12 protein-coding genes, 1 pseudogene and 1 other annotated feature are annotated in these 14,970 nt (G+C 39.8%); of the genes and pseudogenes, 2 read left to right on the top strand and 11 right to left on the bottom strand.

Annotated features, from left to right (window positions below):
- Nucleotide 1 precedes the first annotated feature (1 nt).
- From GT674_RS11000 to GT674_RS10950, 11 genes and pseudogenes are all read right to left on the bottom strand, one after another.
- Entirely contained in the window at nucleotides 2-1,129 is a 1,128-nt protein-coding gene (locus tag GT674_RS11000; protein WP_243149107.1) for an ATP-binding response regulator, read from the bottom strand.
- 11 nt (nucleotides 1,130-1,140) lie between these two features.
- Nucleotides 1,141-1,665: pseudogene (locus GT674_RS10995) on the bottom strand (IS1634 family transposase); the annotation flags it as partial.
- Nucleotides 1,666-1,813: 148 nt separating this feature from the next.
- The gene (locus tag GT674_RS10990) at nucleotides 1,814-3,262 is read right to left on the bottom strand and encodes an ATP-binding protein (RefSeq protein WP_161170223.1); all 1,449 of its coding nucleotides are present in this window, start codon (nucleotides 3,260-3,262) and stop codon (nucleotides 1,814-1,816) included.
- Between the two features lie 11 nt (nucleotides 3,263-3,273).
- Nucleotides 3,274-5,292: a radical SAM protein gene (locus tag GT674_RS10985; RefSeq protein ID WP_117557942.1), complete on the bottom strand. Its 2,019-nt coding sequence runs from the start codon at nucleotides 5,290-5,292 to the stop codon at nucleotides 3,274-3,276.
- A gap of 101 nt (nucleotides 5,293-5,393) precedes the next feature.
- The gene (locus GT674_RS10980) at nucleotides 5,394-6,398 is read right to left on the bottom strand and encodes a ParB N-terminal domain-containing protein (protein WP_117557944.1); all 1,005 of its coding nucleotides are present in this window, start codon (nucleotides 6,396-6,398) and stop codon (nucleotides 5,394-5,396) included.
- Between the two features lie 9 nt (nucleotides 6,399-6,407).
- Nucleotides 6,408-7,886 carry a DEAD/DEAH box helicase gene (locus tag GT674_RS10975; protein WP_161285729.1) on the bottom strand — a complete coding sequence of 493 codons (1,479 nt, stop codon included), beginning with the start codon at nucleotides 7,884-7,886 and terminating at the stop codon, nucleotides 6,408-6,410.
- A 2-nt stretch (nucleotides 7,887-7,888) separates the two neighbouring features.
- On the bottom strand, nucleotides 7,889-8,308 hold the full coding sequence (locus GT674_RS10970; protein ID WP_117598315.1) for a hypothetical protein: 420 nt from the start codon (nucleotides 8,306-8,308) through the stop codon (nucleotides 7,889-7,891).
- Nucleotides 8,289-9,287, bottom strand: a complete 999-nt coding sequence (locus GT674_RS10965; RefSeq protein ID WP_117557950.1) for a ParB/RepB/Spo0J family partition protein — start codon at nucleotides 9,285-9,287, stop codon at nucleotides 8,289-8,291. Before GT674_RS10965 ends, GT674_RS10970 begins: the two co-directional genes overlap by 20 nt.
- Nucleotides 9,284-9,484: a helix-turn-helix domain-containing protein gene (locus GT674_RS10960; RefSeq protein WP_117557952.1), complete on the bottom strand. Its 201-nt coding sequence runs from the start codon at nucleotides 9,482-9,484 to the stop codon at nucleotides 9,284-9,286. Before GT674_RS10960 ends, GT674_RS10965 begins: the two co-directional genes overlap by 4 nt.
- A gap of 238 nt (nucleotides 9,485-9,722) precedes the next feature.
- Nucleotides 9,723-11,063: a 23S rRNA (uracil(1939)-C(5))-methyltransferase RlmD gene (gene rlmD / locus GT674_RS10955; RefSeq protein WP_161285728.1), complete on the bottom strand. Its 1,341-nt coding sequence runs from the start codon at nucleotides 11,061-11,063 to the stop codon at nucleotides 9,723-9,725.
- Nucleotide 11,064: 1 nt separating this feature from the next.
- Entirely contained in the window at nucleotides 11,065-11,976 is a 912-nt protein-coding gene (locus tag GT674_RS10950) for a radical SAM protein (protein WP_161285727.1), read from the bottom strand.
- A 175-nt stretch (nucleotides 11,977-12,151) separates the two neighbouring features.
- Nucleotides 12,152-12,490, top strand: a binding site (T-box leader).
- Nucleotides 12,491-12,628: 138 nt separating this feature from the next.
- Here GT674_RS10950 and ilvB point away from each other — a divergent pair.
- Together ilvB and ilvN are read left to right on the top strand one after the other, a co-directional pair.
- Nucleotides 12,629-14,347 (top strand): biosynthetic-type acetolactate synthase large subunit, encoded by a 1,719-nt coding sequence (gene ilvB / locus GT674_RS10945; RefSeq protein WP_161285726.1) that lies wholly within the window; start codon nucleotides 12,629-12,631, stop codon nucleotides 14,345-14,347.
- A gap of 12 nt (nucleotides 14,348-14,359) precedes the next feature.
- Nucleotides 14,360-14,869 carry an acetolactate synthase small subunit gene (gene ilvN, locus GT674_RS10940; protein WP_022215574.1) on the top strand — a complete coding sequence of 170 codons (510 nt, stop codon included), beginning with the start codon at nucleotides 14,360-14,362 and terminating at the stop codon, nucleotides 14,867-14,869.
- The last annotated feature ends 101 nt before the right edge of the window (nucleotides 14,870-14,970 follow it).

Here is a 14,970-nt window from a genome sequence, read left to right as displayed (position 1 = left end):
CTTATTGTTCGACATAATTTTTCCTCCATTTCACGAGTCTGATCCATTTTAAAATCGTTTTTATAACTTCATCAATCACAATCGGCTTTGACAAATGTGCGTTCATTCCTGCATCCAGTGATGCCTGAACATCTTCTGCAAATGAATTAGCTGTCATTGCTATAATAGGAATATTTTTTCCATCCGGTCTGTCACTCATTGCCCTGATTGCTTTTGCTGCTTCATAACCATTCATTTCAGGCATCATGATATCCATCAAGATTACATCAAATGTGCCTTCCGGATGATTTCTGAAAATCTCAACAGCATTCTTTCCATCCACAGCTCTTTCTACATTCATCCCGAACTCTTCCAACTGCACGGCAGCAATCTCTGCATTCAGTTCATTATCCTCTGCAAGAAGGACATTCACACCTGTAAGATTTACCTTTTCAGAAAAACCTGTGTCTGACTTATTACATTCCTTATCTGTAATTTCCAAAGGAATATCCACAGTAAATGTGGTTCCCTCATGCTTTTTACTCTGCACGGAAATGGTTCCACCCATCATATCTACATACTTCTTTACGATAGCCATCCCCAGTCCAACTCCATGGTACTGCGTTCTCACATTGGAATCTTCCTGTGCAAATTCCTCAAAAACTTCTTTTGTAAATTCCTCACTCATGCCAATACCAGTATCCGAAATGCGGTAACGCATATTTATATATCCATCCCCGCCCTTTTCCTGACACCGGGCTTCAAAGGTAATCGTCCCTCCATCCGGAGTGAATTTCACGGCATTGCTCAGAATATTGACCAGCACATCACGCAGGCGTGCAGGATCCGCAAGTACATTTGGAATCTTTGCTTCTTCACGCTGAATCTTAAAGTTGATATCCCTGTTCGTAAGAAAGCCTTTTGTAATATCCAATGCAGAATCTGTAATGTTTTTCACATCCGCCGGTACCGGATTGTATTTCACTTTTCCATTTTCGATGCGGGTCAGATCTAATATATCATTGATCAGCGACAGTAAATGCTCTGAGCTTTCGTCAATCTTTTCCAGACAATTTTTCACTTCGTCTGACGGATTGTTTTTCATTGCAATACCGGTAAATCCTATGATTGCATTCATCGGTGTCCTCATATCATGGGACATCCTGTACTTTGATCATCTGTTACTGAATTCAGGAAATCTGATACGGTTGAATCGCTGTATTGTTTCATCTTTTCCGTAAAAAGTGGATGGTTGTATGTATAATCCGGATAGTACTGCGCTGCATTGTTTTCTGCTATGATCGAATAAACAGCCAGATCTAAAAACAACCCCATGTCACGTGATCCAAAATACTTTCCAAGGATATCGTTCAAGCTGCATTCTTCTATGATCTTACGCAGTACAAAATATGTTCCTACCCTGAGACAGCTGCTTCTGGAAGTTCTGTTTTTGCTTTCCGGAAGCTCTGCATCGGGAAAATATTTCAGGAAATTTTGATTCGGTTTCATGAGTTCCGGATCCGTATCTGACAATTTTCCGATCGTTACTCTTTTGGGAAAAGTATACTTCCGGGATGGATCATAAACCCGGTCATACTCATACTCTATATATACAACATTTGACTTTTTTCTCCGTGTGATCTTGCCTTTTACGGTTGGTACTTTCACTAAAAAATCCAGATACATAGCGCCCTCCTTTTAGGCGGTTATCCGCCTAAAATAATTGTACTATATTTCCCGGCTATCTGAAATGGAAAGCCGCAGAAAACCGGGATTTTTTATGATTTTATTTCGTTCTTTTTTCTTTAGGTGGAAAAATTACTGGAAGTTCACATTAAAACGAATCGATTATTGTCTGGATAATATCATTAGCTTTGGCATTAGTATATTTTGCATACAATGCATCAAAAACATGCTCTAGCGTCTGCTTCTGGTCGACTGTAAACTTACTATTAAGATTCAAAACATTATATTTTGTTTTCTTTTTTCCCATATCCATAAGCAGTGATAACTTACTGAGCAGATCTGTATTGGCAACCGAATCAGAATCATCCATATCATAACTATCTAATTCTGTCCCAAGAGAAATGTCCACTCCATCTACATCCGTAACACTTTCATCAGCCAAAAATTTCTTATCGCTCTGAGTTAAACTTCTTTCGTAAGATCGGTGACGTATCTGCCTTGACATTTCATTAGCCCATTCCGTGAACTGACTAAGCAGTTCTTTATAGGCACTATTTTTTTCATAGTCATCTCGTCTTGTATTCGGAATGATATCTTCATTAAAGACAAGCAACTCTCCAACCATCCAGCTATTAAATCGTTCCTCTTTATAACATTTCCTTAATGTATTCTCGTCACCAATAAGAATATTTCCTTGCCTGATCCTAATTCCCTTTATATCTTTATCCAAAACGGTTCCTAAAAAGTTTGTCTCCGCATACCAAAGCATAGCCGTAACTTTTTCGCCAGAATAAAAGGGCACGAAGTTAATATCTGATATAGAATCATTTATTTTTCTTATCCTATCAGCAAGTATTTTATTCTTGTACGGTTTGCAAATATCTATTACCGTACGGTCTGTTCTCAGCTCCACATTATATTCCGCAAGTTCAACCTCCATCTGGACCAACTTTTGTTTTATCATTGAGCCCCATACAAAGTCTCTAGAAAACGGAACCGGAAGATTCTGTTGTAAATACGGGACCACCTCGGAATCATTCAGCAAATCACTTTCTGGGACTACTCCGTAAAGCTCAACTGAAAAGTAATGCTTATTAATACGCTCGGGTATTTCTTCAATTGTGAGAACACTTGATAAAACTTGATCAATCGAATCACGACTGTCCACTTGTGGAGAGAGTAAGTACTTTAATTTTTCAGCATCATATATAATACAGGATGCCTTTTCTTCTCCATGGATAGATGTCAAAAATTTCAACTTCTGACAATATCCTAATCCTGATAATCTTCCAATTCCCCTAAAGCCTCGACTATTAGAATGTCTTTTCTTGGAATTTCCTATATCTATAAGATTTGAGTAAATATCATTTGCTCCAACGCCAGTTCCATTATCTGAAATCTTTATTATCCTTTCAGATTCTGAAACCGTAATTGAGATCTTTTCTTCTCCTTTCTTTAGAATCCCCTGCTCAAGAGCCTCGTCAATTGAATCGGCTGCGTTTTGTACATACTCCCTATATAAGTCCAACGGAGATACATACAATCCGCTTGTAAGGGACTCTAGTGTGAACTTTCCAATTAATAACTGATGCTCCACTATTCTGTCTCCTATAATTCAAATATACTTATCTGATGATACAGTTCTTTAATCTGTTCTTCTATTACAGAAATTATTTGTGTATCACCAGGCTGAGCGCCATTTGTCTTTATTAATACATCTTTCAATTCATCCAAATGTAATAATAGAATTTTTCTTATTGGCGCCTCTTTTAATTCGTATGCGCTGTTCATAATAATCTGCTCCTCTTGTTTTGAAAGCAAATTACTCACGTGAAAATATGGAATGAACTGTAATAATGAGAAATCAAAATCAACTAAGCGTTTGGATTTGTTTGCCTTTATTAGCATCGTTAATTTATCATTATCATGCCCGCTGAATAGATCGATTTTTTTCAACAAATCTGTACATACTTTTTCCCCAAAATTTTCAAGTATACCGGCGATTACTTTGTATCCCGGTTTCGAACTCAGTATCGTTTCAACGATACGAGAATACATAAACGGGAGTTCTTCTAAAATAAATGTGCTAATTATTCTTTTTGTATCCTCCGTGCAATCCGAGAATACTCGAATTGTTGCACTTGGCGTAAGATAAAGAAAATACAATTTTTTCAGTTCTTCATTTTCAATTTTGTCTAACGTTTCCACGCTAAATCTATTACACCCAATATATTCCAGAACTGTATCCTTCTCGAACATCGAATAATACTTCATCCAGGTGTCGATAAGATGTCTATTTTCAGACCACTGTGTATACCGAATCTCTCTTTCAAATTTCGGCTCATCTTTTCTTTCTACAAAATGACCACGTTTATTTAACAATCTTTCAGGCATTGCAAGATACATCACGAAGTCTTCGGCTGTCTTACCAAAATCTGCCTCAAAGAAGGATCTTCCCTGGATACCTTTTCCCTGTGTTGGTATCAACATGCACTGTAGAGCTCGAAGATATTTTGCATTCCAATTAGCACCAATAAATCCTCTTTGATCATTATCTAGCGGAATATATCTCATAGGGAACGAAAAAATAGCAATTTTTCTTCCCAGCTCCTCGGTTAAATTTTCGCCAAGCTCCATAGTCAGGTGCATGCGATAGAATAAGTCCTCTGGTGTATCCGCATGATAAGAGTGCCCTTTACCAGTGAAATCCTCTCCATTGTATAAAAGGTAATTGGACATATGATCAATCCCTGCCCTTGCACACAATGTAATCGCGCGCACATATACATCTTCATCTTCAATATGATCAAAGGCGATACGTGCTGGTTTTATTGCTAATTCTCCTAACCTTTGTGCTTTATGCTCATTAAGTAAAAATGCATCTAACCCCTGGTTGAAATCAACATGTCTTACAACAGTTTTTCCTGTTTTCGGATTTACAAATGTTGCACCTTTTTCAAATCCTAATGCTTTTATCTCATCAATTATTTGATCAAATTTGGGAGATCTCAAAACATTATTATCCATCAACAAAAGGTCTCGTTTTGGTCCAAACTCTTTATCAATTCTCTTAATACTATCTGAAATAGATACATATGGCTCATATGTAGGTTCCAATGTTTTAACCGCACAAAAAGTACAGTTCATACCACAGCCCCTAGTCATATATGTAAAGTATGCATCCTCCGCAGGATATTTATACTCATCCTTTATATCGTCCAATATCCCGTAATCCAAAGGAAGTGTGTCGATACACTCCTCCCCTTTTAATCCAAGGGTACCTTCGTGATTAAGAAGTCCGGTATTATTTATTACAGTAGGAAATTCCTTTGCAATCCACTCCGGCCGCAGTGTTGCCAGGATACCTCCCGTAAAAACCTTTCCGCCTGGTTTTACTACAGACAGCGCATATTGTAATGCTTTTTTTGTATTTTCCCACTCGAAGGTAAAAAGAGTAGTTACATATACTCTATCCCATTTTTTATTTTCTAGTCCCTCCGGTAATCTTCCCTTTGCGAATCTTACATAATCGTGCATGATATAACGATGAAAATACGCAATTTTCATTAGCCCGATTGGTGGGTATTTATTTTTGTATGCCGGTTCAATTAACAATATATCTTCCACGATTAAACTCCTACGCATAGTGAAACCGTCCTGGAGCGCTATCACCAGAACGGTTTCATTATAACCATTTTCTTTTGATTTGTCGATCCCTGACTTCTCTACTATTTTTTCTTATCAATTTCTTTCATTAACTGAGTTACTGCTGTATTAATTTTTCTCAATGAAAATAATATGTCTTTACTATTGCCAACAGCCTCTTTTTTTAACTCATCGCAAAAATCTTTTTCTGAAATTAATCTCTGAAATTTTTTTACTTTTTCATAGTTGTCACCGCTTCTTCCGGTGGCCTCAAAACGTGCATGGGCCTCTTCTAAGTCGATATCACCTTTAATATAATCCTGCATTATATGCGTTGAACTTTTACCCTCATCAGAAGCAATTTTTCCCAGTATATCTCTTACGTCCTGAGCTCTGACAATTTCCCCTGTCTTTACCTGCTTTGCGAAAAACGAATCCATCTCTGGATAAGTGTTTCGATATTGTTTAATGCCTTTGTTCTGTACATACTGCTCATACATATTCCAATGAGATTGATGAGTATCATTATGCTCTACCATCAAGCCATATATCTCACAATATTTTTTTACAGTTATCGCTGAAATACCCACTTGTTTTCCCAAGGCGGAATCCGAACATCCCAATTCCTTCTTTTGTCTATAAATATAGGCGGCTTGTTCAAATTTACTCCAATCCTTTTTAGGATTTAAATGGAATGTACCGAGAAGTGTAAATATATCTGAGTCAGAAATATCCTCTGGTAATATCTGCACCAAGACTCTAGACCATTTAAGCGGGTCATTTTTTGCTAAAATTCTGTATGCTGCCAGGCGGCTATTTCCCTCCAACACAACATATCTATCTTTTCGTTTGACCACTATCAGCGGCTCAATAAGGCCACCATTTTGCATGATTTGTGACTTCAAACTCTTAACATGGTCCAGTGAACACATTATCTCTTCAATTTCTGTCTGAGTCGGATTATCGTGTCCATTTTCATGCAATACCGAATATACTCTAGGATTATCAAGGTAAAACAATAAATCTTGTTGTAATAATTCTGTTTCGGTAACTTCAAACTTTTTCTGTCCAATAACTCTTATTCCCATACTGCCACCTTATTCATCTACTTCTTCAAATCCCAAAATGCTTTTTACAATATCTCCAAAACTATAATCAGCCACGCCTTGATAATCTCCTAAGCTGATATCTCCCTGTGATAATGCCGCTGCATTTTGCTTAGCTTTCAATAATAAGTCAACCCATTCATCTATACTGTCCTTAATAATAATATTATGAACATAGCATGTTTTTTTCTGTGAAATGCGGTGTATTCTATCCTGTGCCTGCAAATAATCATCTAGGCTGAAACCTCTATCATAGAAAATAACATGATTAGCCATTGTTAGTGTCAGACCTTCTTTTGCAGATGCTGGAGTTGCAAAGAGAATACGAATATCATCATCATGAAATTTTTGGACAGAACGATTTCTAGCATACATATTCATTTTCCCATGTATTTTTACAGCACCTAAATCCTGATACTTTTTAGTGAAGTAATCTATATTCTCAATAAAATTACTCCATACAATACATTTTTCACCATTTGCCAATATTTTTTGAATAAGTTCATCCAACAAAGGCTCCTTTGCAGATGCTTCGCATTCCTCGTCTACCAATTTGGGATTTGATGTAACCTGTATTAAGCGAAGTAGACGCTTGACAATTGCAGAGGAATCATCAATATATCTTTCACCATCTCTTACCACTTCAGCATATAATTCAGTTCTTATCCGCTCGTACAACTCCTCTTGCATACGATTGAATTCTGTAACTTCCTGTATATATACTTTATCCGGCAGTGTAATGATTCCACTATTTTTTGTTTCGCGAACTGTAAAAGAACTTATCCTATTAAAAATCTGGGAAATATTATCTTCAAACTCTTCCTGTAAATCAGTATTTCTACTAAGTTTATTGCTAAGGTCTGTTTCCTTTTTAAACTCGTTAAAATCAGCCCCCAGACTTTCTCCAAAGTCCAAAAAATATATCTGTGCCCAGATATCATATGGTCTATTGGCTACAGGTGTACCTGTCATTATAATTCTTCGCTGAAACAACGGAGCCAACTCAAAATAGGTCTTTGTTAATTTTGAATTAGGATTCTTCAATTTTGCAGACTCATCAATAATTATCCCGACATTTCTAACTTTCAAATACAATTCGAATTGTTGTTTTTCTGTTTCTAGAGTCTCAAAATTTGTCAACACCACTCTGTATGGTCCACAAAAAATTCGGTAGTTATTATTTTTATCTGTATTTAACACTGCAGGTTTTATCGAAGTATGGTCTTTAAACTCGTTAACCCAGTTTGCAACCAGCTGTTTTTTGGTAACAATTAAAGCAGTATCCATCGAACACTCTGACAGCCAATATAAAAGCACATCAATGGCAATTTTAGTTTTACCCAATCCCTGCTCATGAAAAATCGCAGCATATTCTAAATCTTTCACCGCATCTACAGCTTCTTGCTGATACGGAAAAGCCTTAAATTTGGCTATATATTTAGGCTCTCGTTTTAACTTGTTACTTTTCATAACTATACAATCATTCCAATCGCTTTTACTTCATAATCCCCAGGTATTTCTTTCTTGATTTTTCCAAGAATATTATTTGCCCTGGCCCGGTCTTCAAGAGGAACTGCCAAAACAAATGTTGCATGTCCCTGGTTTAATGAACATTTTTTCAAGTATGAGTAATATTGATTTATACTATGTTCTCTCAAAATGTCATCACTTGTTTTTGCCTCTCCTATAAACATAACACCGTTGTATTCAAAAAATACGTCTGGTCTGTATCCTTCCATTGTCAATTGAGGAAGCGGTCGTCCATCATTAATATCGGTTTCGATAAAATAACTCAACTCCTCCCCAACGCTATCTTTAATAAATCTTAAGGCGTATTCAACTAAAACCTTATGCTTATTTGATTCTCCCATATCAGTTACCATCAATTTCATCTAAGACTATGCTCTGCACTGTCTCAACTACTTTTCGTAGTGCGTTTAATTTTTCCTCATACTCAGCATCTGTTTTTAGCTTAAGGACCTCCACATGTGTAATGTCAAACATTCTCTTTGAAAGTTCATTGGCCAACATCTCGTAGGTAACATTTTTCAGAGAATCCGGTGTGATATCCTCAGCTTCTAAAATTTTCTTAGCCGCAGCCGTGTCATGCTTTAAAAAAGCCTGCCTTGCTCTTTTACTATTCAGAATCTGTGGTAATCGTCTCACGTCTTCTAATCGAGAGAATTTTTCATCTACCATCCATTGTGCAAAATCAGTTTTGTCATATCCATGTAGCTGAAGACTTTCCACAACATTCTTTTTTTGTAATTCAACAAAGCCGGAAAATTTCTTTTGATCGAACTGTGTGTCATCCTCACATAGTGGAGCATATATATCTCTCATATCTTTATATGCTTGAATCATGTAGCGAATTTCTGATGCTTTTGAGGATCCACCACAATACGCCAAAAGTTCTTTCATAGGCATTTTCTCTTCGTCCGAAAGAAAGGTTAAATATTTCGCCTTGGCATAAGCATCCCAATCTCTTGGTCCAACCAAATGTGCCTGTAACCGAATTGAGTGCATTTCATTATTTTCGAGATTCTCATAGATGATAGCCCTGATTTTATTCCAATTTCCTGGCACATTGTCCCTAATAAAATCTCTATATATTTGCAGACGAGTGTTACCCTCGATAACTACGTATCTGCCATCCGGAAAGTGATTTACAATAATTGGATTAATGATTCCACCATGCTCCTTGATAGACTCCTTTAAACTTGCACAACTGTCAGTTCCAGTTCCTAGCAGCATAGCAAGTAATTCTCCTGATCTGCTTTCTTCCGGATAGTTTTGTAAATAATTTTGTATACGCGGATTTGTAAAATCCAAATCTAATAAAGCTGTATCAATCTCAGTATATGAACTCATTTAGCGCCCTCCTCTATCTCATCACTATTTTTTCTTGTACGCCTGGGATCTTCAGGCTTTATCGCATTATCAGGTATTAGCCATGTATTTCCCTTCATAATCGCTCCTTCGATCCGCCCATTTGTACAGTATGTTGTTACTCTTCGTCTGGAGAGCCCCCACTTTTTTGCCATTTCGGTTGTTGTTAAAAGTTCCATATACTTCCTCCATATTACAATGACAACATATTTATTATAATCCTTTAGAGGAACACTTTCAATGGAATATCTTGTACAAATGGTAAAATCCGCGGACACGCTTTATGCCGATAAAGTTTCGGCGCACAAGCAGTTGTCCGCGGATTTTACTTACACCCCTTGTGGAGAAATTCTATATTCTCATAATTTTTCGCTAAAAACACAGGTTCATATCCTGCGATAATCGCCGGAAACCCGCTTAAACTGAGGCTTTTCGCGAGAGTAAACAAACGGTCTCCACATGCTCTGTCGCCGGAAACATATCAAACGGCACTGCACGTACCGCTTTGTATCCGTGCTTTGTGAGATATTTCAGATCCCGTGCCAGTGTTGTCGGTTCGCAGGAGACATACACAATCTTCTCCGGCTTTAAGGTAAGCACAGATGAAAGGAATTTCTCATCGCTTCCGCTTCGAGGCGGATCCATAAACACAACATCGGCATGTTCTCCCGCTTCTGCCATCTGACGCATGAATATGCCTGCATCATTGTGATAAAAACGGACATTTTTGATCCCATTTCGTTTTGCATTTACGATTGCATCCCGCACAGCATCCGGATTCAGTTCCACGCTGATGACTTCCTTTGCCTTGTCGCTGGCGATCAGTCCAATCGTTCCGATGCCGCAATATGCATCGATCACACGCTCTTTGCCAGTAAGTCCTGCCAGTTCGATTGCCTTCCCATACAGTTTCTCTGTCTGGACCGGATTCACCTGATAGAAGGATTTGGAAGAAATACGGAAGGTTTTTCCGCAAAGCTCGTCCTCGATATAGCCCTTACCATAAAGAACTGTCTCCTTCTCTCCCAGGATCATGCTTGTTTTCTGTCCGTTTACATTCAACACGATCGTTGTGATTTCCGGATGAAGCTTACGCAGTGCTTTGACAAAATTGTTCTTGGACGGCAGGATCGGTGAACCAAGGACAAGTACTACCATGATCTGCCCACTGTGGTATCCGGTACGGATCAGCACATGACGGAACAGACCATATCCTGTATCTTCATTATAGGTCTTGATCTTGAAGGATTTCAGAAGCCCGCGGATATCCCTGATGATCGCATCTGCTCTCTGATCCTCGATCAGACATTCATCCACCGGAACAATGAAATGTGTTCCCTCCTGATAAATGCCGGAGATTACCGTACCATCTTTTTTGTGTCCAAAAACCGCATGTACTTTGTTTCTGTAATGAAACGGATCTTCCATCCCGACAATCTTCTCTACAGGACAGTATGGCTTCAGAAGCTTTGTCACCTGTGTCTGTTTCTGTTTTAACTGATCCTTATATGGAATATCCAGAAGCTGACAACCTCCACATCTGCCATGTACCGGACAAAGTGATTTTCTCTTCCGTTCCTCTTTCTTTCCCTCGTTTTTCTTGCCCTCAGGCTTTTTCTGATCTGTCTTTTTTGTTACATTTTTCTTAAACTCCGGTTTCTTTTTGTCCGCATACTTCTTTGTTTCTGACTTACCTGTCCACGGTTTTCCTGTAGATTTTTCCTTAAAAGTTCTCTTATTGTTTTTTTCTATTCTCATTTTATTCTATCCCCTCTCCATCAAATTCTGGTATAAAACTCTCCTTCGCTGTCTCGCCTTCCTGGATAAAACAATTTGTTACTCCAAGAGAGATGGCATGATCGAGCAGACGATCGTATTCTCTGGCCGTAACTTTCCTTGATAACTGTGGATCCTCCAGCACTGCCGGCATCGGTGTATACTGATTCATCAGACTGATATATATCTGATCTTTGTATGTTTCATACAGGTATTCCAGCACTTTTCTGGAATTTCTCACATGTCCCGGCAGCAGCAAATGCCGCACGATCACACCCTTTTTCATCATTCCACGATCATCAAATTCCGGCGTTCCTGCCTGCCGGACCATTTCTGCCAGTGCTTCTCTGGCAATTTCCGGATAATCCTTTGCATGCGAATATTTACCGGCAAGATCCGACTCCATGTATTTAAAATCCGGAAGATAAATATCCACAAGTCCGTCAAGAAGCTGAAGCATTTCTGCTTTCTCATATCCGCTGCTGTTATATACTACAGGAATCGTAAGTCCCTGCTTCTTTGCCAGGATCAGTGCCTCTCTCACCTGCACAAGGAAATGTCCTGCCGTCACAAGATTAATATTATTCGCCTTCTGCCTCTGCAGATCCAGAAAAATTTCCGCCAGACGTTCCACTGTGATCATTTTGCCGCTCTGTCCTCTTGAGATTGCCCTGTTCTGACAGAATACACATCCCAGTGAACAGCCTGAGAAAAACACCGCACCGGAACCTTCCTTTCCTGAAATACACGGTTCTTCCCACATATGAAGGGCAGCACGCGCCACCATGATCTCTGCTGTTACTCCACAGAACCCCTTCTGTCCGGCCAGCCGGTCTATACCGCAGTTTCTCGGACACAGACAGCAGTTTTTCTGTAGTTCCTTTATCTCACTCATAAATTATCTTCTTTCTTACTTTTAGATCATCTGTGAACAGTACTACTATTCTACCAAAAAAGGGCACAAAATCCAAGCTATTCCGTTGACAAACACAGAGAATTCCCGTATAATTATTACAAATTTCGTAGCTGTTCGATAATTTCTCAGAATAGTTACCAGTTTCCAAATAATTTTAAATGCAGTGACGGGAAATAGTACATAATTTTCGGATGCACAGAGAGAAGGTGGCCGGTGCGAACCTTCATGACGAACTTATGGAAGTAGTCCCTGAGCAGTGAACCGAACCATGATCTTGTGCTGGTCAGAGAACCTCCAAGCCGGATCATACAGTAGGCTTCAACGTAGTTTCCACGTTACAGGAAAGCAGTATAGAATTTATGGTAACTGTTCATTGGAATGCATTTCGACCAAGCTACTGTGAATGAAGTGAACAGTAACAATTTATGTACTGACAGAGTGCAGAGTACAGTCTCTGAAGTCAGGTGGTACCACGGAATCATCCGTCCTGAGCATATTTATATGCTTGGGACTTTTTTTACTTTACGAAAAATTACTCCGTAATGTTCCAGTAAAGTAAAAGGTGCTCCGCGAGAATGCAGCCAGATGCAATATGGTACCAAAATTTATTTATCAGAAGGAGGACTTATATTTGCGACAGATTTCAGGAAACAAGCTTTTGGTAAAAGCTTTAAAAGAAGAAGATGTTGATACTTTATTTGGATATCCCGGTGCATGCACCATTGATATCAGTGACGAATTATACAGACAGAGTGGGATTGACATCATCCTTCCCCGTCATGAGCAGGCCCTTGTCCATGAGGCAGATGCCTATGCAAGAACCACAGGCAAGGTCGGTGTATGTCTTGTAACAAGCGGCCCTGGTGCTACCAACCTTGTCACCGGACTTGCTACTGCCAACTATGACAGTGTTCCTCTTGTATGTTTCACAGGTCAGGTTGCCAGACACCTGATCGGAAACGATGCATTCCAGGAGGTTGACATCGTTGGAATTACCCGCAGTATCACAAAATACGGTGTCACTGTCCGCAACCGTGAAGATCTCGGCCGTATTATCAAGGAAGCTTTTTATATTGCAAGAACCGGCCGTCCGGGACCTGTTCTCATCGACCTTCCAAAGGATGTTATGGCAGAGCTTGGAAGTGCCGAATATCCTAAGAGCGTAAATATCCGCGGTTATAAACCAAATACCAGTGTTCACATGGGACAGCTCAAAAAGGCTCTCAAAATGCTCCAGAAGGCCAAGAAGCCACTGTTTCTGGCAGGCGGCGGTGTCAATATCGCCCATGCAAACGAAATTTTCACCTCCGTAGTCGAGAAGACGCAGGTTCCGGTTGTTACAACTGTCATGGGACGCGGAGCCATTTCCACAAAACATCCTCTGTTCATCGGAAATCTTGGAATGCATGGTTCCTATGCAGCGAACATGGCTGTCAGCAACTGCGATCTCCTGTTTTCTATCGGAACCCGTTTTAACGACCGTATCACAGGCAAGCTTCATGAATTTGCGCCAAATGCACAGATCATCCATATTGACATTGATACTGCTTCTATTTCCAGAAATATCCATGTGGACGTTCCGATCGTTGCTGACGCCAAAGAAGCCATCACCAAAATGGCCGAGTACGTTACCGACTGCGGAACCCATAAATGGCTCACCGAAATCGAAGCATGGAAGAATGAGCATCCACTTACCATGAGAAATCGTCCTCTCATGGGACCTCTTGATATTTTTAACGCGATCAACAAACAGTTCGACAAAGCGATCATCGTCACAGACGTCGGACAGCATCAGATGCTGACCTCCCAGTTTGTTGACATCACCGAGAACCGCCAGCTTATCATGTCCGGTGGACTTGGAACTATGGGATATGGTCTTCCGGGTGCGATCGGTGCACAGATTGGAAATCCTGATACTCCTGTCATCTCTATCTCCGGTGACGGCGGAGTCCAGATGAATATCCAGGAGCTTGCAACTGCTGTTCTGGAAGAACTGCCGGTCATCTGCTGCATCTTCAACAACACTTACCTCGGCATGGTTCGTCAGTGGCAGAAATTATTCTACGGAAAACGTTACTCCATGACCAACTTAAGAGCCGGTGCTCTCTCCCGCCGCACAGACGGTGAGGAATATCCGGAATACACACCAGACTTCGTTAAACTTGCAGAAAGCTACGGAGCCAAGGGCATCCGGGTTACTAATCGCGAAGAGATCGCTGCAGCCTTTGAGGAGGCAAAGAAAAACACCAAAAGACCTACGATCATTGAGTTTATTATTGATCCGGAAGAAATGGTCTATCCTATGATCAAACCAGGCGGAACACTCGCAGATATGATCATGGATTGTTAGGAGGAAACAAGAATGGATAAAGGAATGAAAACAAGATGGATTTCTCTCTATGTAGAGAACCAGGTAGGTGTACTCTCCAAAATCTCCGGTCTCTTTTCCGGAAAATCCTATAACCTGGACAGTCTCACTGTTGGAACTACAGAGGATCCTACAATCTCCCGCATGACGATAGCAACTGTCAGTGATGACGAAACCTTTGAACAGATCAAAAAGCAGTTAAACCGCATGGTCGAAGTGATCAAGGTCATTGACTTCACAGATATCTTTGTCCGTATGAAGGAAATTCTTTATATCAAAGTCAAGAAATGCTCTGCTGCAGATAAGGTAGAACTGTTTCAGATCGCCGAAACCTTCAAGGCCAGAGTCATTGATTATGGCAAAGACAGCCTGCTTCTTGAGTTTGTCCAGACTGCAACCAAGAATGATGCCGTTGTCAAACTGATCAAGGAAGAATTCAAATACATCGAAGTCGTTCGCGGCGGAAGCGTCGGAATTGAATCCATCAGTATGATGGAACGATAAGTATACGCAAACTTTAACAGGCGGGGGAGTATCCCAAAGTTTGTGTAAACCTTCAAACTGATGTAAGATAGAATTACTCAGTTTGGAGGTTTATTTTATGG

The organism is Blautia sp. BIOML-A1 (genome assembly GCF_009883055.1).
Taxonomy (GTDB): Bacteria; Bacillota; Clostridia; order Lachnospirales; family Lachnospiraceae; genus Blautia_A.
This window is presented reverse-complemented; position numbering and strand designations above follow the sequence as displayed.